The organism is Pseudobutyrivibrio xylanivorans DSM 14809 (assembly GCF_900141825.1).
GTDB classification, from domain to species: Bacteria; Bacillota; Clostridia; order Lachnospirales; family Lachnospiraceae; genus Pseudobutyrivibrio; species Pseudobutyrivibrio xylanivorans.
Genome location: NZ_FQYQ01000002.1, coordinates 150,216 through 171,720, shown reverse-complemented (window position 1 = coordinate 171,720; position 21,505 = coordinate 150,216). Strand labels below are relative to the sequence as shown.

At 39.1% G+C, this 21,505-nt stretch carries 21 protein-coding genes; 1 reads left to right on the top strand and 20 read right to left on the bottom strand.

What is annotated here, in order from left to right:
- Nucleotides 1–5: 5 nt before the first annotated feature.
- The 7 genes from BUA88_RS02470 to mtaB all read right to left on the bottom strand — a co-directional run bounded on the left by BUA88_RS02470 (nt 6) and on the right by mtaB (nt 5,951).
- On the bottom strand, nt 6–1,238 hold the full coding sequence (locus BUA88_RS02470; protein WP_028247908.1) for a peptidase U32 family protein: 1,233 nt from the start codon (nt 1,236–1,238) through the stop codon (nt 6–8).
- Nucleotides 1,235–1,882, bottom strand: a complete 648-nt coding sequence (locus tag BUA88_RS02465; RefSeq protein ID WP_028247909.1) for an O-methyltransferase — start codon at nt 1,880–1,882, stop codon at nt 1,235–1,237. Before BUA88_RS02465 ends, BUA88_RS02470 begins: the two co-directional genes overlap by 4 nt.
- 1 nt (nt 1,883) lies before the next feature.
- Entirely contained in the window at nt 1,884–3,560 is a 1,677-nt protein-coding gene (locus tag BUA88_RS02460; RefSeq protein WP_072912242.1) for a ribonuclease J, read from the bottom strand.
- A 39-nt stretch (nt 3,561–3,599) separates the two neighbouring features.
- Nucleotides 3,600–3,863: a DUF1292 domain-containing protein gene (locus BUA88_RS02455; RefSeq protein ID WP_028247911.1), complete on the bottom strand. Its 264-nt coding sequence runs from the start codon at nt 3,861–3,863 to the stop codon at nt 3,600–3,602.
- Between the two features lie 2 nt (nt 3,864–3,865).
- Nucleotides 3,866–4,291, bottom strand: a complete 426-nt coding sequence (ruvX, locus tag BUA88_RS02450) for a Holliday junction resolvase RuvX (protein WP_072912239.1) — start codon at nt 4,289–4,291, stop codon at nt 3,866–3,868.
- Nucleotides 4,291–4,557, bottom strand: coding sequence for an IreB family regulatory phosphoprotein (locus BUA88_RS02445; protein ID WP_072912234.1), 267 nt, complete (start codon nt 4,555–4,557; stop codon nt 4,291–4,293). Before BUA88_RS02445 ends, ruvX begins: the two co-directional genes overlap by 1 nt.
- Nucleotides 4,558–4,625: 68 nt before the next feature.
- Entirely contained in the window at nt 4,626–5,951 is a 1,326-nt protein-coding gene (gene mtaB, locus BUA88_RS02440) for a tRNA (N(6)-L-threonylcarbamoyladenosine(37)-C(2))-methylthiotransferase MtaB (protein WP_072912231.1), read from the bottom strand.
- A 119-nt stretch (nt 5,952–6,070) separates the two neighbouring features.
- On the opposite strand from mtaB, the gene BUA88_RS02435 reads away from it, so the two are divergent.
- Nucleotides 6,071–6,301, top strand: a complete 231-nt coding sequence (locus BUA88_RS02435) for an HPr family phosphocarrier protein (RefSeq protein ID WP_015549566.1) — start codon at nt 6,071–6,073, stop codon at nt 6,299–6,301.
- 63 nt (nt 6,302–6,364) lie between these two features.
- Here the strand turns inward: BUA88_RS02435 and thiI are convergent, their stop codons facing one another.
- The 13 genes from thiI to mmsA form a co-directional block, all read right to left on the bottom strand.
- Complete coding sequence (gene thiI / locus BUA88_RS02430) at nt 6,365–7,546, bottom strand: tRNA uracil 4-sulfurtransferase ThiI (RefSeq protein WP_072912226.1); 1,182 nt, start codon at nt 7,544–7,546, stop codon at nt 6,365–6,367.
- Between the two features lie 25 nt (nt 7,547–7,571).
- Nucleotides 7,572–8,729, bottom strand: coding sequence for a cysteine desulfurase family protein (locus BUA88_RS02425; RefSeq protein WP_072912223.1), 1,158 nt, complete (start codon nt 8,727–8,729; stop codon nt 7,572–7,574).
- Between the two features lie 2 nt (nt 8,730–8,731).
- Nucleotides 8,732–9,463: an RsmE family RNA methyltransferase gene (locus BUA88_RS02420; protein WP_072912219.1), complete on the bottom strand. Its 732-nt coding sequence runs from the start codon at nt 9,461–9,463 to the stop codon at nt 8,732–8,734.
- 8 nt (nt 9,464–9,471) lie between these two features.
- Nucleotides 9,472–10,431 (bottom strand): 50S ribosomal protein L11 methyltransferase, encoded by a 960-nt coding sequence (prmA, locus tag BUA88_RS02415; RefSeq protein ID WP_072912215.1) that lies wholly within the window; start codon nt 10,429–10,431, stop codon nt 9,472–9,474.
- Between the two features lie 69 nt (nt 10,432–10,500).
- Nucleotides 10,501–11,382 (bottom strand): DUF2225 domain-containing protein, encoded by an 882-nt coding sequence (locus BUA88_RS02410; protein WP_072912210.1) that lies wholly within the window; start codon nt 11,380–11,382, stop codon nt 10,501–10,503.
- A 29-nt stretch (nt 11,383–11,411) separates the two neighbouring features.
- Complete coding sequence (locus BUA88_RS02405; RefSeq protein WP_072912206.1) at nt 11,412–13,082, bottom strand: glutamine--tRNA ligase/YqeY domain fusion protein; 1,671 nt, start codon at nt 13,080–13,082, stop codon at nt 11,412–11,414.
- A 20-nt stretch (nt 13,083–13,102) separates the two neighbouring features.
- On the bottom strand, nt 13,103–13,963 hold the full coding sequence (locus BUA88_RS02400; RefSeq protein WP_072912203.1) for a cation-translocating P-type ATPase: 861 nt from the start codon (nt 13,961–13,963) through the stop codon (nt 13,103–13,105).
- Between the two features lie 88 nt (nt 13,964–14,051).
- Nucleotides 14,052–15,074, bottom strand: a complete 1,023-nt coding sequence (locus tag BUA88_RS02395; protein ID WP_072912200.1) for a galactose ABC transporter substrate-binding protein — start codon at nt 15,072–15,074, stop codon at nt 14,052–14,054.
- A gap of 12 nt (nt 15,075–15,086) precedes the next feature.
- Complete coding sequence (locus BUA88_RS02390; protein ID WP_072912197.1) at nt 15,087–16,034, bottom strand: substrate-binding domain-containing protein; 948 nt, start codon at nt 16,032–16,034, stop codon at nt 15,087–15,089.
- The gene (locus tag BUA88_RS02385) at nt 16,024–17,841 is read right to left on the bottom strand and encodes a sensor histidine kinase (RefSeq protein ID WP_072912193.1); all 1,818 of its coding nucleotides are present in this window, start codon (nt 17,839–17,841) and stop codon (nt 16,024–16,026) included. The genes BUA88_RS02390 and BUA88_RS02385 overlap by 11 nt, the downstream gene beginning before the upstream one ends.
- Nucleotides 17,842–18,621, bottom strand: a complete 780-nt coding sequence (locus BUA88_RS02380) for a response regulator transcription factor (protein WP_072912189.1) — start codon at nt 18,619–18,621, stop codon at nt 17,842–17,844.
- 154 nt (nt 18,622–18,775) lie between these two features.
- Nucleotides 18,776–19,942 (bottom strand): multiple monosaccharide ABC transporter permease, encoded by a 1,167-nt coding sequence (gene mmsB, locus BUA88_RS02375; RefSeq protein ID WP_072912609.1) that lies wholly within the window; start codon nt 19,940–19,942, stop codon nt 18,776–18,778.
- Complete coding sequence (gene mmsA, locus BUA88_RS02370; protein WP_072912186.1) at nt 19,932–21,494, bottom strand: multiple monosaccharide ABC transporter ATP-binding protein; 1,563 nt, start codon at nt 21,492–21,494, stop codon at nt 19,932–19,934. Before mmsA ends, mmsB begins: the two co-directional genes overlap by 11 nt.
- Between the last annotated feature and the right edge of the window lie 11 nt (nt 21,495–21,505).

The following is a 21,505-nucleotide window of genomic DNA, read 5'->3' as shown; positions in this document are numbered from 1 at the left end:
TTAACTTATGCTTCTTCTTCTTTTCTTCTAAGAATGTCGAACTCTTCTGGTGTAGTGCTAAGCTTAATGAAAAGCTTCTGCTTTGGATGTGGACAACTCTCCATATCCTCACCATCTTCATTCTTTATTCCTAATACTTCTACCTCTACATTATCTCCGTTTGGCTTCATAATTTCAATAGTTTCGCCAACTGAAAATTTATTTCTCTGTTCAATCTCCACAAAGCCCTCGCTATTAGGAGCCCCGCAGATGCCAAGGTATGTATAGCCAATATTGTATGTATTATTGTCATAAATCTGAGATTCCTCAGATGGCTTTCCATAATAGAAGCCAGTTGTAAACTGACGATATGTACATGCAGAAATCTGCTCCTTGTACCAATCAAGGTTTGCCTCGTATTTCTCAGGCGACTCTTTGTAATCATCAATTGCCTTACGATATGTACGGGCAACTGTTGCTACATAAAGAGCAGTCTTCATGCGGCCTTCAATCTTAAAGCTGTCGATACCAGCGTCAATTAAGTCAGGAATATGTTCAATCATACATAAGTCCTTAGAATTGAAGATGTATGTCCCTCTCTCGTTCTCATATACAGGGAAATACTCTCCTGGACGCTGCTCTTCAACAACAGCATACTTCCATCTGCATGGATGTGTGCAAGCACCCTGATTCGCATCTCTACCTGTAAAATAATTTGAAAGAAGACATCTTCCTGAATAAGAAATGCACATTGCACCATGAATGAATGACTCTATCTCTAAATCGTCAGGGATGTTCGCTCTAATCTCTTTGATTTCCGCCAATGAAAGCTCTCTTGCAGAAACAACTCTTGATGCACCTAAATCATACCAGAACTTATATGTACCATAGTTTGTATTATTTGCCTGAGTACTTACATGACGCTCGATTTCAGGACAAATCTCTTTAGCCATCATAAAGATTGCAGGGTCTGCAATAATAAGAGCATCCGGACCAATTTCCTTCAGTTCCTTTAAATACTCTCTAACGCCCTCGAGGTCATTATTATGAGCTAAAATATTAACAGTAACGTGAACCTTTACACCGTGATCATGGGCAAACTTTACACCCTCAATCATATCTTCTTTAGAAAAATTCTTTGCCTTAGCTCTAAGACCAAAAACTTCTCCACCAATAAAAACTGCATCTGCTCCATAAATAACAGCAACCTTAAGTACCTCAAGACTGCTTGCAGGAACTAATAATTCTGTATTTCTCATTTCTTTCCTTTCACGCTGATACTAACGCCATCTCCCAGAGGAAGAATCGTAGTAGTAAAACCTTCATCGTGAGTCAGCTCGTAGAGATAATCTCTCATTCGCTTGTGAATAGTACGATTACGTCTTGTAATAGCGTACCTGGACTCAATTATATCCCCATCCTGTAATACATTATCAGTAACAATTAAACCATCATCAGCAATAAGCCTCTTTATTTCAGGCCAGAAATTAATGTACTGACCTTTTGCCGCATCCATGAAAATGAAATCGTATGGACCTTCAAGAGTAGGTAAGATTTCCATGGCATCTCCCTCTAAAAGAGTGATTTGCTTATCTCTGCCTGTTCTCTTGAAATTCGCATTTGCGATAGGAATGCGAGGCTCATAATTTTCGATGGTGGTAATAGTAACATCATCTCCTGCCGCTTCCGCAATTACATTTGCAGAAAAACCAACGGCAGCTCCAACTTCCAATATTCGTTTTGGTCTGTTCATCTTGACAAGAAGCTGAAGTAAATTAACTGTCTCCGGTCTTATTATTGGAACGAAGGATTCTATTGCTTCTTTTTGAATCTCCTTTAACACAGGGCTAAGCTCTGGATAAAGGCTATTCAAATAAGTGGTATATCTCTCATCAACTATCATTTTATACTTCCATGATGATTGGAATAATCATTGGACGTCTCTGAGTCTCATGCCATACGAAATCAGAAAGATTGTCTCTGATGTCTGACTTAATCTTGTTCCAATCTGTAATATTCTTTTCCTCAAGAACCTCCATTGTCTCTGTAAGGACTGCACGAGCGCTTTCCATAAGGTCCTCAGAATCTCTAACATAAACGAAACCGCGGGATACAATATCAGGACCAGCAAGAACTGTACCTGATGCGCTGTCTAATGTAAGCACAACGATGATGATTCCATCCTCAGCAAGCTTCTGTCTATCACGAAGTACGATGTTTCCAACATCACCTACGCCGATACCATCAACCATGATAGCTCCAGTGTGAACATGACCTGTAACCTTAGAGTAATTATCTCCAAGCTCAAGCACATCACCTGAACGGATAATCTTAATATGGTCGTGATCCCAGCCAAGTGACTCTGCGATACGAGCTTGAGCTGTAAGATGCTTGAACTCGCCATGAACAGGAATAGAAAACTGTGGACGTACAAGAGAGTAAATAAGCTTAATCTCTTCTGCGCAGGCATGACCTGAAACGTGAACATCCTGCATAACAATCTGTGCGCCACGCATTGTTAAATCGTTAATAACATTTGATACAGCCTTCTCATTTCCTGGAATTGGGTGAGATGAAAATACAATCATATCACCAAGCTTAATCTGCACCTTTTTGTGAGTACCATTTGCCATACGAGAAAGAGCTGCCATAGACTCACCCTGAGAACCTGTTGTAACAAGTACAATCTTCTCATCTGGGTATGCCTTAAGTGACTCGATATCGATAAGTGTATTGTCAGGAATGTGAAGATATCCAAGCTTCTGTGCTGTATCAATAGTGTTAACCATTGAACGGCCTTCCACACAAACCTTACGTCCATATTTATCAGCTGAATTAATAATCTGCTGAACACGGTCAACGTTTGACGCGAAGGTAGCGATGATAATTCTGCTGGTAGTATTATCAGCAAAGATAGAATCGATAGTCTTACCTACTGTCTTTTCTGACGCAGTAAAGCCTGGGCGCTCTGCATTTGTAGAATCACACATAAGAGCAAGTACGCCCTTCTTACCGATCTCGCCAAGACGCTGTAAGTCGATTGGATCACCGTAAACTGGTGTGTAATCAACCTTGAAATCGCCTGTATGTACAACGATACCTGCTGGCGAATAAATCGCAAGTGCAGCCGCATCCTGAATACTGTGATTTGTACGGATAAACTCTACTCTAAATTCACCTGCATTAATATGTGTGCCATACTTAACAACCTTACGCTTAACCTTAGTGAGCATCTTGTGCTCCTCAAGCTTATGCTCAATAAGACCATTAGTAAGCTTTGTAGAGTAAATAGGGCATACGTTAAGCTCCTTAAAGACATAAGGAATCGCCCCAATGTGGTCCTCGTGACCATGGGTAATAAAGAATCCCTTTAGCTTATCCTGATTGTCTTTCAGATATGATATATCTGGAATAACCAGATCCACGCCCAACATATCATCCTCAGGAAATGAAAGTCCGCAATCCACAACAATAATACTGTCTCCATACTCGAAAGCAGTAATATTCATGCCGATTTGCTCAAGACCGCCAAGTGGAATAATCTTCAGCCTTTCAGCTGTCTGTTCAGTTTTCTTCTTCAAAAAAATAACCTCCTATTTCAATTCAAAAATAATCTTTTATTACATTTCAATGTCAGCTTCGTCGCCAACTAATTCATCAAAAAGCTTAGCTACAGCATCAAACTCAACGTCGTCCTCGACAAACTCATAGACTACGTCATCGCCTTCTACTGAAACCTCTTTTAAAATTGTTGCGTCAGCATCTTCATTTTCATCTTCACTGTCACATACAAGAAGATATTTATTTCCAGATACCAATGTTTCCTCTAATACAAAAAACTCGATATCTTCTCCATCATCACCAGATAAAATGATTTTTTCCATTTTTAACTCCTATAATTATCCAAATAATCCTGTAATATTATAGCCGCAGCAATCTGATCGATAACCTTCTTTCGATCCTTCTTCGCTACGCCTGATTCCTCTAAAATCTCATCCGCATATACGGTAGTAAGTCGCTCATCAACAAGCTCAATTGGTATAGTAACTCTTTTTTCTAATAATTTTTTAAACTCAAGTGTGTCTTCACAACGAAAGCCCTCGCTATCGTCCATGTTGCGAGGATATCCTAAAACAATCTTTTCTACCTGATACTCTTCGCAGATTTCCTTGATTCTAACTAAGGTGTGTCGAAGCGCACTGGCTCTTTCACGGGTGATTGTCTCAAATTCCTGCGCAGTCAAAAGTAAAGGGTCACTAATAGCGACCCCAACTGTTTTCGTCCCATAATCAAGACCAAGAATCCTGCTCATTATTTACTCCAGCTTTCACTAGCTATATATTCCTTAAGAAGCTCCTCTACGAGCTCATCACGTTCTACTTTCATAATAAGGCTACGTGCATTATTGTGACTGGTAATATACGTAGGGTCTCCTGACATAATGTATCCTACTATCTGATTCACAGGATTATAACCCTTTTCCGAAAGGGCGCTATAAACCTGTTCGAGGACCTCTTTTACCCCTACAGGATTATCCTTTTGAACCTTAAAGTATTGTGTGTTACTTAACTCTGCCATATCTACCTCGTCTCTTAAAACCGTACCACAATAAAAACTAAATCAAGATAATTGTAATATACAAACCTTTAAATTTCAACAATCAAGTATTGCTTATCCTTTGATAAAACAGTACCCTTTGCCACTAAAATCTGATTTGTATAATCCTTAGAATCCTCTGCTAAAATGGCACATTTAATGTACTCGCGAGAGAATCCAATAAAGTATTCCTTGCCATCAATTACAGCCTTCTCTTCAAAAAGAATATCTAAATCTTTACCGATAAATGAAGTTCTGTAAGCCTCTGTTGTTTCGTTTCCAATAGAGATAAGCTTTGCACTTCTCTCCTTCTTTACTGCATTTGTAAGCTGGCCAGGCATAGTAGCCGCCTTAGTGCCTTTACGCTTTGAATACGCAAACACGTGAAGCTCGTAAAAGGCAATCTCTTTTACGTAATTCGCAGTAATATCAAATTCCTCTTCTGTTTCTCCAGGGAAACCTACGATTATGTCAGTTGTAATTGCTGGATTTTCGAAATACTTTCTAAGAATTTCTACTCCTCTAGTATACTCTTCAATTGTGTATTTTCTGTTCATTCGAACTAAAACAGTGTCACAACCTGACTGAAGAGAAAGGTGGAAATGAGGACACATTTTTGAAAGAGCGGAAACTCTCTTTGCAAAATCCTCTGTAACAATTTGTGGCTCAAGAGACCCAAGACGAATACGTTCCACACCATCAATCTTCTGAATAGCCTCAAGCAAATCTGCAAGATTGTAATCTGTGCCATTGCCATAAGAACTAAGGTGGATACCTGTGATAACAACTTCCTTATAGCCGTTTGCTGCAAGGCCTGTTACCTCTTCTACAACATCATCGATATCACGGCTTCTGATACGACCACGTGCAAATGGAATGATGCAGTAGCTACAGAACTGATTGCAACCATCCTGAACCTTAACAAAAGCTCTTGTGTGCTCAGAATCCTTTTCTATGTGCATGTTCTCGTAAGAAACATTGCCATCATTAATATCGATCCAATCCATGATAGGGCCATCATTGGAATCTAAATTTCCAAAGTAATCATGAATTCTATCAACTAATTCATTCTTTTTATTGTTACCAAGAATGATATCAGCACCAAGCTCATCTGCCACTTCGTTACCGAAGTTCTGAACGTAGCAACCTGCAGCAACTACGCATGCTGTAGGGTTGAGCTTTTTACATTTATGAATCATCTGACGAGATTTTCTGTCAGCTATATTAGTAACTGAGCATGTATTGATAACATACACATCAGCGATTTCGTCAAATTCTACTATTGTAAACCCGTCTTTCTTAAGAAGCTCTTCCATAGCTTCTGTCTCGTATGCGTTTACCTTACATCCAAGGTTGTGTAAAGCAGCTTTTTTCATTGTATAAAAAACCTTTCTGAATCTTGTAAAAATCTAAGAGTTTATTGACTTTTAGGTACCATTGCATTAGTATAAAAGCTGTATTCAAACATATTTTCACGGAGGAGGCACATAAGGAAATGAAAACAGTTCAAATTTCTCTTAATTCAATCGACAAGGTAAAGTCATTTGTTAATACTATTAGCCAGTTCGATTATGACTTTGATCTTGTTAGCGGACGTTATGTGATTGATGCTAAGTCTATCATGGGAATTTTCTCTCTTGATCTTTCTAAGCCAATCGATCTTACTGTTCACGCTGATGGCGATGCAGAAGATGTAATGTCTACATTAAAGGATTATATTGTTTAATCCTTTTTTACCTTAAAAAAGTAATTCTAAAGACCAGACTTATGTCTGGCCTTTTTTATTGCTTTATTTTACTTTGATAATCTCAACTGACTCGATAGCCTGTTTCATAAGCTCGTCAATCTTCTCGTCAAGATTGTGCTCATGCTTTTCAATAGCCTCAAGCTTTGGCTTTGTAACAGGATGCTTTGCCACGAAAATAGTACAGCAATCCTCGTATGGTAAGATTGAAGTCTCGTATGTATCAATCTTCTCAGAAATATCTACGATATCCTGCTTATCAAAAGCGATAAGTGGACGGTAAACTGGAAGTGAGCAAACTGCGTTTGTGCAGTTAAGTGACTGCATAGTCTGTGATGCTACCTGGCCGATAGACTCACCTGTAACAAGACCAAGACAGTCGTTCTCCTTAGCAAAATGCTCTGCTATTCTCATCATGTAACGACGCATGATAATAGTAAGCTCATCATGAGCACACTGCTGATAGATATAAAGCTGAATATCTGTAAAGTTTACAATATGTAAATCGATAGGACCTGAATACTTTGCAACAAGCTTTGCAAGGTCAACTACCTTCTGCTTTGCCTGCTCTGATGTGTAAGGTGGTGCATGGAAATATGTAGCTGAAAGTGTAACACCACGCTTAGAAATCATGTAACCTGCAACTGGTGAGTCAATACCACCAGAAAGAAGAAGCATAGCCTTTCCAGCTGTACCTACAGGCATACCGCATGGTCCAGGAATCTCTGTAGAGTAAATAGCGATATTCTCACGAACCTCTACATAAATAATCTTATCTGGGTTATGTACATCTACATGCATCTCAGGGAATGCATCAAGAAGACGTGCACCTACCTCTGCAGCGACCTCCATAGAAGTCATTGGGTACTGCTTGTTAGCACGACGTCCCATAACCTTGAAACTGAAATTCTTATCTTCAAACTCTTCATCAACATACTTAACAACAGCATCTGCAAGAGCATCGAAGCCCTCATCTGGAACAACTACTGTTGGACAGATTGCGCTGATACCGAATACGTGCTGAAGTGCCTTAACAGCTTCATCATAATCATAATCGCCCTCAACAGAGATGAAGATACGGCCACTCTGCTTCTTAACGATAAATTTGCCATCAACCTCGTAAAGTGATCTCTTAATCTGGCGTACAAGGGCATCCTCAAAGATGTAACGATTCTTTCCCTTAACACCAATTTCTGAATACTTAATTAAAAATGCTTGATATGTCATATTAACCTTTCTGTTATACCATCAACTATAACTGCATCATTGGAACTAATTCTGTAAGCGCTTTTATTGCAGTCTCAACTTCTTCCATTGTGTTTTCTGGACAGAAGCTGAAACGAATAGTACGCTCTAATAAATCCTTCTCAAGTCCGATTGATTTTAATGTCTCGCTAATAGCAGGCTTGTTAGATGAACATGCTGAACCTGCTGATACGTAAATACCATAATTATCCTGAAGAGCATTTAAAATAACCTGGGCTCTTGTACGATTTCCTTTTATGGAAACGCTGACAATCTGTGGAGCACTGTTCTCATCAAGGTGACCATTTACAGATACGCCCTCGATTTCAGAAACTCCTTCAATCAAACGATGTCTCATAGCATACAATCGTTTTTGATTCTCGTCAAGGTTTTCGTAGGCTTTTTTAGCAGCCACACCAAGTGCTGCGATAGCTGGAACATTCTCTGTTCCTGAACGCATACCACGCTCATGTCCGCCACCGAGAATCTGAGGCACCATGATATTATAGATTGCCTCGTTAATATATATAAATCCAGAACCCTTTGGTCCGTGAATCTTATGTCCGCTGACTGTAAGAAGATCGATTCCCATCTTCTTTGGCTGAATTGTAAGCTTTCCAAAAGCCTGAATTGCATCAACATGGAAAAGAATTTCTTTATTGAAGCTCTTAATAATCTTCGAAGCTTCCTCTATTGGCTGAAGGGCGCCAATCTCGTTGTTAACCATCATGATAGAAACAAAAATGGTATCCTCACGAAGAGATGCCTTTAATTCATCAAGGCTGATAACCCCAAATTCATCTGTTCCAAGATAAGTAACCTCGAAACCTTCTTTCTTTTCAAGGTATTTGATTGGATTAAGTACTGAAGCATGCTCAATCTTTGTAGTGATAATATGATTACCACGACGCTTTTTTGCAGCAACACCGCCCTTTATAGCTAAGTTATTGCTTTCTGTACCGCCTGAAGTAAAATAAATTTCCTTTGGCTGCGCCTTTAAAATACCAGCGATTATCTCTCTGGATTCCTTTAAATAATCCTTGCCCTTTGCTCCCATTCCATGAAGTGATGATGGGTTTCCAAAATCCTCCAAAAGGCATTTATTCATTAAAGCAACTGCGTCTTCATCGCATTTAGTAGTAGCTGAGTTGTCAAAATATATCATTTCTAAAATTCCTCGCATTTAAGCATCAACATACTAAGTGAGCATATTGCTGCTGTGTCAGTTCTAAGTATTCGGTGTCCAAGTGAAATAAGCTTAACACTGTCTTCCACCATTTCTATTTCGTTTGGAGCAAATCCACCTTCAGGTCCAATAAACACGCCGATACTCTGGCCTGCTTTAAGTTCTGAAAGGCAATCATACGTATCCTTCATTCCATTCTTGCTTTCAAACGGAAGTAAAAGAACATCAAACTCCTTTGCATATTCAAAGGCTTCCTTGAAAGTCATAACCGAATGAATATTAGGTATGATAGAACGCTTTGACTGCTCTGCAGCAGATTTGGCAATTGCCTGATAACGCTCTACCTTGGATTTCTTCTTTTTATCATCCAGCTTCACAATACAGTTTTTCATTTCCACTGGGATGATTTCGTACGCTCCAAGCTCCACGCATTTTTCAATGATAGTCTCCATTCTATCACCCTTTGGCAAAGCCTGAAACAGATAAATCTTATTTGGAAGCTCAGTAGATGGAACCCCCTCCACTATAGTGGCAACCAAGTCCTTATCTACGTAGTCTGATACTTCACAAATATAATTTGTTCCATCAGCTACTGATACGCGAATACGTTCTCCCGGACGAAGTCTCACTACCTTTGTAAGGTGATGAGCATCCTGCCCTGTTATATTAAATTTGCCGTCTACCGGTTGTTCATTAACAAATACCTGTTGCATAATCTCTCTTATTTCTGAGCAGTAATATTAACCCACTCACCCTGGTGATTAATCTCTAAAATCTTAAGCCCAACAGCCTCAAGAGCATCCTTTACCTCGTTCTCCTTGAAATTGATAATTCCAGAAGTAATGAAATATGCTCCATCTTTCATAGCAGGTGGAATTGCAGGTGCCATAGCAATGATGATGTCTGCTAAAATGTTTGCTACAACGACATCATATTTTTCGTAACCAACCTTATCCTGCAAATCCTTATCATCAATAAGATTTCCTACATAGAAATCTCCTGCAGATTTATCAATATGATTTACTTCGAAATTCTCGTAAGTAGATGAGATACAATCTTCATCAATATCAGTACCTACAAGATGGCAATTTCCATCTAACAACTTATTAGCAATAATTGAAAGGATTCCAGAACCACAACCTACATCAAGAATCTCATCGCCAGCCTTCAAATATTTCTTAAGCTGACGAATGCAAAGCTGTGTAGTCTCGTGCTTTCCTGTACCAAAAGATACACCTGGATCAATCTCAACAAATATCTTGCCCTTATCCTCAGGATCAATCTCCTCCCATGTAGGCTTTATGAGAATATCATCGATATAGAAGGATTTAAAGAACTGCTTCCAGTTATTAATCCAGTCTTCCTGCTTTGTAACAGAAGTATCGATTGTCCCCTGGCCGATATCCATAGTATCTCTAAGCTCATCAAGAGCTGCCTTAACCTGAAGAATGAGTGATTCGTGATCCTCATCCTCGCCTAAATAAAAGCTTACCCTTGATAAGCCTTCATCCTCTGGAAGATCTGGCTGAAGCTCTTCAAAAACTCCGCCCTGTCTATCTCCGTCATCAACTGGAATATTGTTTTCAATTTCAATTGAAACAATACCAAGTTCCATAAGAGTAGCACCAACGATATCCTCTGCCTCTGTAGTTGTGTTGATGGAATATTTAATCCAATTCATAGTCTACCTCTATACATTTTAAGACCACATATCGAAATGATATGTGGTCCATAAGTCTTTATTTTATAATTATTTATTTTCTGCCGCCGCTGCTTTTTCAGCCGCAACCTTTGCGGTAATCTCGTCTTTAAGATCAACACATTTGTCTTTAAGCTTACGGGATGTGCTAGGTGACTGGATAAGTCTTGCAACAAGCTTCATGGCTGCATCATATTTCTTGTAATACATAGACATATTAGCAAGCATGAAATCTACTGCCTCAGAAGCCATTCCGCAATATGGTGGTGTTTCAGAAGAAATAGCTTTCATGAATCCCTCATAGGCCTGACTGTAAAAGCCTTCATATTCCTTCTTTACCATCTCAACAACCTTTGGATCAGCATCCTTATCCTGCTCTAACTCTTTAAGCTGCGCACGTCTTAACCAGGCAATCTTAAGACAAACATAAGCCTTTTCAGACATCTTTGCCTTTTTCTTCATGGTACAGATAAGTGCAAGCTTGAATTTCTCTACTGAATATTCGTATGAATATAACTCTGGAAGCGGTTCGTTTGGCTGCGGTTTGAAGCTTGGACAAAAATCCGCACGAATCAGCTTAACACGAGCAGTATCAATTTTAGAGAATGTGGTATCAAGCGCTGAAAAACCACAGTTAGGGCATGACAAAAAATCATATTTAATCTTGTCAACATGCTCGTAATTAGGTCTCAAATCAAAATCTGGCTCAAGTCGTTTAAGCTTTGTGGCAAGAACTGCTTTAATAGGAAAATCCTTGTCACATACAGGACAACGGACCTTCTTATCAATAACAAAGTCCTTTTCCTGCTTTACAACTGGCGCTGCAGTTTTGGCTCCAGCATTCTCCCCTGCTTTTGGCTTCTCATCCGCCAAAATATCCAGTTCCCCATCCATTGAGAAACCGAACTTTTCCATTCCAGAAAGTAAATTCATAACTCGTCCTCTTCTTTGTGAGTAAACAATTAGTTATTTGTAGGTAACTTAAAAGAACTCTTTAAAGACACGATTCTGTTAAATACTAAAGCATCTTCCTTAGAATCCTTAGCATCTACACAGAAGAATCCCTGTCTTACAAATTGGAAACTGTCGTAGGCTTTTGCATCTTTTAAAGATGGCTCCACAAGACAGTTTTTAAGAACTGTAAGTGAGTTTGGATTGAGATTCAAACTACCATCTTCATTATACACTCCTTTTTCCTCGTCTACAATATTTTCGTAGAGACGAACCTCTGCATTGAGAGCAGTCTTTGCTGCAACCCAGTGGATTGTACCCTTAACCTTGCGGCCATCTGGAGCATCTCCACCCTTTGTAGCAGGGTCATATGTACAGTGAATGCATGTAACATTGCCATTTTCATCTGTCTCGTATGAAGTACATGTAACAAAATAAGCATTCATGAGACGTACTTCATTTCCTGGATAAAGTCTAAAGTATTTCTTAGGAGGCTCAATCATGAAATCCTCTCTGTCGATATAAAGTTCCTTACCAAATGGAACCTTACGGCTACCAAGCTCAGGGTTCTCAAGGTTGTTTGGAGCCTCAAGCCACTCTACTTCGTCACTCTCGTAGTTATCAATAACAAGCTTAACTGGATCAAGGACTGCCATTACACGGCTACGGCTAGTCTTAAGATCCTCACGGATACAGTACTCAAGCATAGCGTAGTCAGATGATGAATTAGCCTTTGAAACGCCAGAAAGCTCAACAAACTTTCTTAATGACTCTGGTGTGAAGCCACGACGACGAAGAGCTGCGATTGAAACAAGACGTGGATCGTCCCATCCATCAACAATTCCGTCCTCAACAAGCTTCTTAATGTATCTCTTACCTGTAACAACGTTTGTAAGGTACATCTTAGCGAACTCAATCTGACGAGGTGGATTAGCAAAGCCTGCTGACTTAACTACCCAGTCATAAAGAGGTCTGTGATCCTCAAACTCTAGTGTACAGATAGAATGTGTAATATTTTCGAAGGCATCCTCAAGTGGATGAGCAAAATCGTACATTGGATAGATGCACCACTTGTCACCAGTGTTGTGATGTGTCATGTGTGCTACTCTGTAAAGGATTGGATCACGCATGTTGATGTTAGGTGATGCCATATCAATCTTTGCACGAAGTGTGTGGCTACCATCCTCGTATTTACCGTTCTTCATATCCTCGAACATCTGAAGATTCTCTTCTACTGAACGGTTTCTGTTTGGATCTTCCTTACCTGGGTGCTCGAAATCACCACGGTACTCTCTCATTTCCTCTGCTGTAAGGTCAGAAACATAAGCGAGACCTTTCTTGATAAGATCAACAGCAACCTCATACATTTTATCGAAATAATTTGATGCAAAATAAAGGTGCTCGCCCCAATCTGCACCAAGCCACTGAATATCGGCCTTGATAGAATCAACAAACTCTACCTTTTCCTTTGTAGGGTTTGTATCATCGAATCTCATGTGGAACTCGCCATTGTACTTCTTAGCAAGACCATAGTTTAAGATGATAGATTTTGCATGTCCTATATGTAAATATCCATTAGGCTCTGGAGGGAAGCGTGTACAAACATGGTCGTAAACCCCTTCCCTTAAGTCCTTTTCGATTTCAAGCTCGATAAAATTTTTGCTTACTACTTCTTCACTCATTATTTATGTATATCCCTTCATTATTTTTTAATATGTTGATGAGTAAACAGATGCTCACTGCAATACTCATAATTTCCATTACACTTGCTACAAAATCTGAACTCAAGCTCTGGATTTGAAATCTCTGTGCGTCCACATACTGCACATTTATGTCTTGCGATAGGTGTGCCATCTCTGTACTGTGTGCGAGGTGGTGTAGCCTGACGTCTAAACTCCGCTCTGCGGTGAATATCCTTTGGATTGTATCGCTGTAGGTTTCTTGTCATCATAAAGAAGATGAGCCAATTTAAAAGCGATGCAATAATAGGCATGGCTGCAAACAAATAGCCTGCCATGAGGTAATTGACGATTGAATATCCTACAATAATCAGATAGAAAATCGACATCCATTTCATCTTTACTGGAATGATGAAATATAAAAGCACCTGCATATCTGGGAAACATGTAGAAAATGCAAGGAATATTGATAAGTTAATGTAATATGTGCTGATAAACTGGCCAATTGGAACTGTTGGTCCATAAATAGCGTAAGTAATAAAAGCTCCGATTATTGTAAAGAGCATACCTCCGAAAATGTAAACATTGAAGCGGAATGAGCCCCAAGTGTTTTCAAGGCTGGAACCAAGCTGATAGTAAAGCATGAACATGATAATAGCCCAAATAAAGCTGGTGTCAGGTGGAATTATTATCCATGAGATAAGTCTCCAAACCTGTCCCTTAAATATGTAATATGGCTCCAATGTTAAGTAACTGAGATATGGAACCCCTGTATATTTCTGACCGAACTGAAGCAAATACCCAATAACATAGCCAATTAGAAGGTAAACTATAAGATTAGGTACTGCATATCTTCCGAATTTTTTCTCTAATTTATCTAGCAATTTAAACCTCCACAAGTCAATATAGACATAATAATAGACTTTAAAGATTATAACCCTTTAAAGCCTATGTTAGCAACATTATTTTTAGTTACTGTGAATAGTAACTATTTCTATCTACTTTTCTATATGGGACATAATAATACTTGTTGTTGTAGAGGGAAATATCTGCTGGAACTTTTCCATATACACCAAGACCTACCGCCATTTTCGCAATAATATGTCCCTTTTCAGCGGAATCGTTTAGTACGGTGCCCTCCATAAGACCATCCTGAATCATATCAATAGCTTCTTCCTGGCCATTTACTCCAACAATCATTGGCAGTGTCTGTACTCCATAGCTTGTAAGCGCATCAAGAGCCCCAAGCGCCATATTATCATCATTTGCAAGAATCAACTCGATATGTCGAGGGTAGCCAGCCAAAAGAGAAGTTACTTTAGTCTGGGCCTGCTGTCTGTCCCAGTTTGCAATTTCATCTCCCAGACGTTCAAGCTGAATTCCAGCTCCCGTTATGGTATCCACTGAAACTCTGCTTCGAACTATGGCGTCTTGATGTCCCGGCTCCCCCTCCAGCATCACATACTGAATTACTCCATCGTGATTCAAATCCACCTCATCCATCCTGTCATTAACTGCTTCAATGACAATCTGTCCCTGGATTTTACCACTCTCCTCTGGGTGGGCTCCAACATAATAAAGCTTATTAAAGCGTTTTAAATCATCTTCTACAAGCTCTCTGTTAAAGAAAATGATAGGAATATCTGCAGCCTTTGCTGCTTCAATAATCACTGATGGATCAGTGCGGTCTACAAGATTTACACAAATCACATCATAGCCCTTATCAATAAAATCCTGAACCTGATCATTCTGAAGGAACTGGCTCTTTCCTGCATAAGACACAGTCGATGTGATTTCTACACCGTATTCCTCCTGATATTTTATTAAATTTTCCTCGATGTTATGTCTGATATCCTCAGTAAATGGGTCAAACTCATTATACATGGTTATTCCCACCTTGATGCTATCCTTCTTCTCGCTATCATCAGAGTTTCTGCACCCCATCAAGCCTGCAAGTATCACTGTTGATATCAGCATTATTAAAATTCTTTTCATGTAAATCACCAACTATTTAACAAACGGAAACAATACCTTTTCCAACTTATCTGAATGAATCGTCTCCTTATCAGAAATGTAATAAAGCTTTTCATCTGACTCAGACTGCTTTCGTAAATTTCCTGCCAGCGCATCCTTAACTGCCAAAAAGCCCATTGAATAATCATCCTTAAAAGCAAGGGCATTTATCAGATTTGAATCAAGATAATAAACAGCCTCCTTACTATTATCAACAGAGTAAACTTCCACTGACTTTTTAAGCTTGGATTGAGCCTTTGCTGCCGCTTCCAATGTCTCATAATCAAGAGTTATAAAGCCGTCAAAAAATCCTGACTGGCCAAGATTATACATACTCTGATTAATTGTGCCAGTGGTTGCAGACAGTAATCTGTATTCAAGTATTATATCAGAACCCTCAAGAGCATTTTCAATTTCAGTTCTCAGAGTTTTTGTATTAATATCCTCCTTAGTTGAAACCAATAGAAGTTTTGATGCCTTAGATTTTTCAATAATATAGTTTGCAAAATCTCCTGCAAGCTCCTTGTCATCAACCATAATCGAATTTTTCAAGTCACCATAAATTCCATTTTCAACAAAAAGAACCTTACCAGATACATTCGCTTTATTTACGTATTCCTTCATGGCTTCATAATCACTTGAGACTGTCACAATGTAATCAGCACCATCAGTTAACTGACGCTCTAACAGCTCTATCTCCCCTTCAATTCCATATTCCGTTGGAGAGTTTATGAAATCTACAAAACAGTCCTCATCCATGGCCGCAGTCTCCGCCCCGGCTATCATATTCTCATAATTATCAAAATTATCCCCTGTAACCACGAAGGTTATCTTGGTATGATTCTTCTGTTGCCTATTGTTATTAATATAAATATATGACTCAACCACAAGGAGAAGTACAACAGCCACTATAAATCCTGTAATAAGCTTTTTATTTTTCATTGCCCTCACCTCCCAGATATTCTTCCATGGTAAGCTTTGGCAAACGAATGACAGCTCTGGTGCCTTCATCAAGTTCGCTATACAGCTTCAGACCATAATCCTCCTTGAAGTAAAGATTGATACGCTGATTAATATTCCATAATCCGATTCCAGAGCCTTTGCCCTTGGATTCAGTTTTCTCAGTAAGTAAATTATCTAAAACATCCTGTGGAATACCCATTCCATTATCTATAACCTCAATGTAAATATCTCCATCCTTCTCATAACCCTTTATATCGATTAAGCCATCATCCTCCATTTCACCTACAGCATGATAAATAGCGTTCTCTATAAGTGGCTGAATGATTAGCTTTATGGTTACACAGTTTTCAATTTCAGGGTCAATTTCGATATTTGCCTCGAATCGATTTTTATATCGTACCTTCTGTATAGCAAGATAGTTCCTAGCGTGAGTAATCTCGTCCTTAATAGTGATAATATTATTGCCCTTACTAAGACTTATTCTGAATAATGAAGCAAGGCTCTTAATCATAGAAATAGCCTCAGGATATTTTTCCGCTTCAATCATCCAGATGACAGAATCCAAAGTGTTGTAAAGGAAATGCGGATTAATCTGAGCCTGAAGTGCATTCAATTCGGATTTACGTTTTTCTTTCTGCTCCTTTACTCTCTCATCCATCAGCTTGTGCATCTGTCCAACAAGAGATTTTATGGTACGTCCTAGATGTCTAATTTCGTGGGAGCCACCAATATAAATATCTGACTCATCAAATTTTCCATGTTCAATGTAATTAAGAGAATCCTCCAATCTTCTGATTGGATCAGTTACAATTTTAGAAATAAAAATATTTCCATATACGATAAGAAAAATTGTAACAGTGATGATAATCAGCATAAAGGCTCTCAGCTGATTATATGGCGCAGCCAAATCCTTACTCGGTACAACAGAAACAATTTTCCATCCTGTATAGCCTACCGTCTTTACGATAATTGAACGTTCTTTTCCCTCAAATCTCTCAATATGATTTCCATCCTCGTAGGTTGCAGCCAGGGTATTGTTTTCATTTACCAGGCCTGTATAAATGGCCTTCTGTTTTGGGTGATAGATAATCTCTCCCTCAGAATCTATTAAATATACGTATCCTGTACCGCCTTTATTTACTCTTGAAAACATCTGCTCTATGGCAGAATAGTTCATGTCGACAAGAAGTATTCCTCGTCTGTTGTACCCCATGTAATTTAAATCTACACTTCGGGTCAACGACACTACCCAATAATATCGGTAGTTACTACTTTCAAACATGTTTTGTACGTGGGGAGATGAAAAATGAAAATTTTCGATACGCTCTTCTGTACTTGAAAACCATGACTGGTCTGTAAAATCCACGCCCGCTTTACGGGTAGCAATAGGAGCAGCAGAAATAAGGGCACCATCCTGAGAAATGCAGGCAATACTGATAAGGTTATCCTTGTTTGCCTCATAAAGAAGATCCATTTCTTTATTCATGGTGTCGCTGGTCAGGTCGAGGTTCTTAATTACGTTGTAATACATACTATCTGAAATTCTCATCATATTCTTAAGATATGAATTGAGATTCCAGCTAATCTGCTCTATAACCTGCTTGTTATTTTCAATAGCCGTAGCTTTTGCGGTGTTGATGTAGTTTGTGTAAAAGGCAAAGGTCATAAAGGCCATACTCAAGATGGAAACAATTGTAAATGAAAAAGAAATAATCAACTGAATGCTTCTTCTCTTAGACGCTCTTTTAACACGAGACAGTTGCCTTTTAACGTCCAGTTCCTTCATTTATTGTTCCTTTTTTAGTCTGTACTTTGATGGTGAAATTCCATATGCCTTTTTGAACACGTAGCTGAAATAATTAGGCTCATCATAACCAATCAAGCCGGCAATAATATAAGCCTTCTCATCAGTGTTATCTAGTAACCACTTAGCCTTTTCCATTCTAAGATTTGTAAGATATGATACAAAAGTTAATCCCGTCTTCTTTCTAAACAAAGTAGAAAAATAATTAGGAGTAACATTTAGATACGATGAAAGTTTATCTACTGACAAATCGCACTCATTATAGTGCTCAGCAATATAAACCTTGGCTTTTTCAACAAGGTCATAGTTATTTATATCTTTAAATTGTAAAAAAGTTTCCTGATAATATTTCTCCAGATTTTCAAGATTACGTCTCTGTTCTGATTCATCATCAAGACGCACCTTAAGACGTGAAAAAAGCTGATACAGCTCATCAGAATTAACAGGCTTAAGAATGTACTCCACAACAGCAATCTCAATTGCTTCTTTAGCGTACTCAAACTCATCATAGCCTGAAAGAATAACAAATTTTGTAGAAGGAAGTTCAGCCTTAAGCTGCTTGGAAAATTCCAAGCCATTCATAAAAGGCATGTTGATGTCAGTCAGCACTACATCAGGATGACGCTCCAATGCCATATCAAGAGCCTCATAACCATTCTCTGCTGTACCAACTACCTTAAAACCCAATTCTTCCCAATTAATTTTCTTTTCAATGGCGAGACGGATTTCCTCCTCGTCATCTACTAACATAACATTATACATACCATATTCTCCCTATAAAACCCTAGACCTAGTATAACAAAAAGCCGGTCACAGCTACAAGCCTTAGTGTTTCTTCATTCAGCTTAGAATGCTTCATTCAGAAACCTAAGAGCTTGTTGCCTACCGGCTTTACCCTAGTCTATGAAATAGGGACTTAATTCTTCTTACGTTTAGACATTACATCCACTGTTACGGCACCGAGAAGTACAGCACCCTTTACAATTTTCTGGATATCTGTAGACCATCCAAAAAGTGACATACCATTGTTAAGTACACCCATTACGAAGGCACCGACAACAGCTCCAAGAATTGTACCAGAACCACCGGCTACAGCAGCACCACCAATGTAGCATGATGCAATGGCATCCATCTCGAAACCATCACCAGCTTTTGGTGTAGATGAACCGTTTCTTGCTGAAAGTACGATACCAGCGATAGCTGATAAAACACCCATGTTAGTGTATACCCAGAAGAAAACCTTATTAGTATCAATACCTGAAAGGTTTGCTGCTTTTCTGTTACCACCAAGTGCGTAAATCTGACGACCAGCTACAGTCTTTGTTGTAACAAAAGCATAAATTGCAATGAGAACAACCATGATAAGAAGTACAAATGGAAGTCCGTTGTAACGAGCAAGCTTGTAAAGGAAGAACCAAAGAATGAAAAGCTCGATTGCAACCTTTAATACTGTCTGCCAAGCTGGAGCAAGTGCAAAGTTGTACTTTTTCTTTGTCTTGATTTCTCGAAGCTCTGACCAGATAAGTGCTGCGGAAGCAATAATAGCAACTGCAATTGAAACCAAATCAAGAATTCCATCACCGAAGAAAATCTTGTAGGTTGGAAGGAAACCTGCTCCAATGAAGTTGTATTCTGTAGGAAGAGGTCCCTTTGTCTGAGCCTGTAAAAGTGTATAAGTAAGACCGCGGCCCATAAGCATTGTAGCAAGTGTTACTACGAATGGTGGAATGCTTAGGTAAGCAATGAAGAAACCTGCAAACATACCAACCAAAAGACCAATTACGAGAGCAGCTAAAATTGCCACCCACATATTCATTTTCAGATCCATCATCATGATACCAGCTGTGGCACCACAAAGAGCTACTACAGAACCAACACCAAGGTCGACGTTACCAGTTAATACGCAAAGCAACATACCAATTGCAAGAATGACTACATAACCGTTTTGCATAACAAGGTTGTTAATGTTCATTGGTGTAAGGTTTTTGCCCCCTGTAAGAAGGGCGAATATTAAATAAATAACAATAAGAGCAATGAACATGCCATATTGTTTCATGTCTAAATTAACTCTCTTATTTTCCATTTCCATCATCCTTTCTATTGTGGGCCATTACGCATTGCATAATCTTCTCCTGAGATACCTCTGCGCTTGAAAGCTCGCCCGCAATCTCTCCCTCATTAATGACATAAATTCTATCGCAGGTACCAATAATTTCAGGCATTTCTGATGAAATTACGATTACCGCTTTTCCCTGCTTTGCAAGTTCATTAATGACGCAGTAAATTTCATATTTAGCACCTACATCGATGCCTCGTGTTGGCTCATCCAAAATCAAAACATCTGGCTGAGTAAGCATCCACTTTGCAAGAACAACCTTCTGCTGGTTACCACCTGAAAGTGAACCAACCACCTGATTGATGGAATTCGCTTTTACGTTAATTTTCTTTTTATATTCTTCTGCAGCTAAAATCTCTTCGTTACCATTGATTACACCGCGCTTAGCGAAGAACTTTGGACGAGCTGCAATAGTCATGTTTTCCTTGATATCACCTATCAGGATAAGACCATTTGTCTTTCTATCCTCTGTAACATAAGCAAGCTTATTATCAATAGCATCTTTAACAGTATGAAGATTAACTTCTTTTCCATTAATCTTAACTGTACCTGAGATTTTCTGTCCGTAGCTGTGCCCGAAAACACTCATGGCAAATTCTGTACGACCAGCGCCCATAAGTCCTGCCAGACCAACTACCTCTCCTGCCTTAACTTCGATGTTAATATCTTTAAGAACCTGACGATTTGCATCATCTGGATGATAAACATTCCAGTTCTTAACCTCAAAAATAGTATCACCTATGGTAACACCCTCTCGAACAGGATATCTGTTAGTAAGCTCACGACCAACCATGGCTTTGATAACTCTGTCCTCTGAGAAATCATCAACTCCCTTTACAAGAGTCTCGATTGTTTTACCATCACGAATTACAGTAACCGCATCTGCAACATAGCTTATCTCATTTAACTTATGAGAGATGATGATGCAGGTAATTCCATGGTTCTTAAGCTCCAGCATAATATCAAGAAGCTTTCTGGACTCCTCATCATTAAGGGCTGCTGTCGGCTCGTCCAAAATGAGAAGCTCTACCTTTTTAGCCATTGCCTTTGCAATTTCAATGAGCTGCTGTTTTCCAACACCCAATGAATTTACAGGGGCATTTACATTTTCATTTTCCAGGCCAACCTTAGCAAGCATTTCCTGGGCACGCTGTCTTGTCTTAGTCCAATCTATAACACCCTTCATAGAAAGCTGTTCGTTACCTAAGAATACGTTTTCTGCAATGGAAAGAAGAGGACTTAATGCAAGCTCCTGATGAATAATAACAATACCCTTGGCTTCTGAATCCCTAAGGTTATGGAATTTACAAACCTCACCATGATACTCAACGTCACCCTCATAGGTACCGTAAGGATACACTCCCGAAAGAACATTCATCAGTGTAGACTTACCAGCTCCATTTTCTCCACAAAGAGCATGGATTTCTCCCTTTTTCACCTGCAGATTTACATCATCAAGAGCCTTCACCCCGGAGAACTCTTTAGTGATATGTTTCATTTCCAAGATGTAATCTGACATATTAACTTCTC

Excerpts from the sequence above, each read along its gene's own strand:
- BUA88_RS02470 (WP_028247908.1), bottom strand. The coding sequence starts at position 1,238 with ATGAGAAATACAGAATTATTAGTTCCTGCAAGCAGTCTTGAGGTACTT.
- BUA88_RS02465 (WP_028247909.1), bottom strand. The coding sequence starts at position 1,882 with ATGATAGTTGATGAGAGATATACCACTTATTTGAATAGCCTTTATCCA.
- BUA88_RS02455 (WP_028247911.1), bottom strand. The coding sequence starts at position 3,863 with ATGGAAAAAATCATTTTATCTGGTGATGATGGAGAAGATATCGAGTTT.
- ruvX (WP_072912239.1), bottom strand. The coding sequence starts at position 4,291 with ATGAGCAGGATTCTTGGTCTTGATTATGGGACGAAAACAGTTGGGGTC.
- BUA88_RS02445 (WP_072912234.1), bottom strand. The coding sequence starts at position 4,557 with ATGGCAGAGTTAAGTAACACACAATACTTTAAGGTTCAAAAGGATAAT.
- mtaB (WP_072912231.1), bottom strand. The coding sequence starts at position 5,951 with ATGAAAAAAGCTGCTTTACACAACCTTGGATGTAAGGTAAACGCATAC.
- BUA88_RS02435 (WP_015549566.1), top strand. The coding sequence starts at position 6,071 with ATGAAAACAGTTCAAATTTCTCTTAATTCAATCGACAAGGTAAAGTCA.
- thiI (WP_072912226.1), bottom strand. The coding sequence starts at position 7,546 with ATGACATATCAAGCATTTTTAATTAAGTATTCAGAAATTGGTGTTAAG.
- BUA88_RS02425 (WP_072912223.1), bottom strand. The coding sequence starts at position 8,729 with ATGATATATTTTGACAACTCAGCTACTACTAAATGCGATGAAGACGCA.
- BUA88_RS02420 (WP_072912219.1), bottom strand. The coding sequence starts at position 9,463 with ATGCAACAGGTATTTGTTAATGAACAACCGGTAGACGGCAAATTTAAT.
- prmA (WP_072912215.1), bottom strand. The coding sequence starts at position 10,431 with ATGAATTGGATTAAATATTCCATCAACACAACTACAGAGGCAGAGGAT.
- BUA88_RS02410 (WP_072912210.1), bottom strand. The coding sequence starts at position 11,382 with ATGAATTTACTTTCTGGAATGGAAAAGTTCGGTTTCTCAATGGATGGG.
- BUA88_RS02405 (WP_072912206.1), bottom strand. The coding sequence starts at position 13,082 with ATGAGTGAAGAAGTAGTAAGCAAAAATTTTATCGAGCTTGAAATCGAA.
- BUA88_RS02395 (WP_072912200.1), bottom strand. The coding sequence starts at position 15,074 with ATGAAAAGAATTTTAATAATGCTGATATCAACAGTGATACTTGCAGGC.
- BUA88_RS02390 (WP_072912197.1), bottom strand. The coding sequence starts at position 16,034 with ATGAAAAATAAAAAGCTTATTACAGGATTTATAGTGGCTGTTGTACTT.
- BUA88_RS02385 (WP_072912193.1), bottom strand. The coding sequence starts at position 17,841 with ATGAAGGAACTGGACGTTAAAAGGCAACTGTCTCGTGTTAAAAGAGCG.
- BUA88_RS02380 (WP_072912189.1), bottom strand. The coding sequence starts at position 18,621 with ATGTATAATGTTATGTTAGTAGATGACGAGGAGGAAATCCGTCTCGCC.
- mmsB (WP_072912609.1), bottom strand. The coding sequence starts at position 19,942 with ATGGAAAATAAGAGAGTTAATTTAGACATGAAACAATATGGCATGTTC.
- mmsA (WP_072912186.1), bottom strand. The coding sequence starts at position 21,494 with ATGTCAGATTACATCTTGGAAATGAAACATATCACTAAAGAGTTCTCC.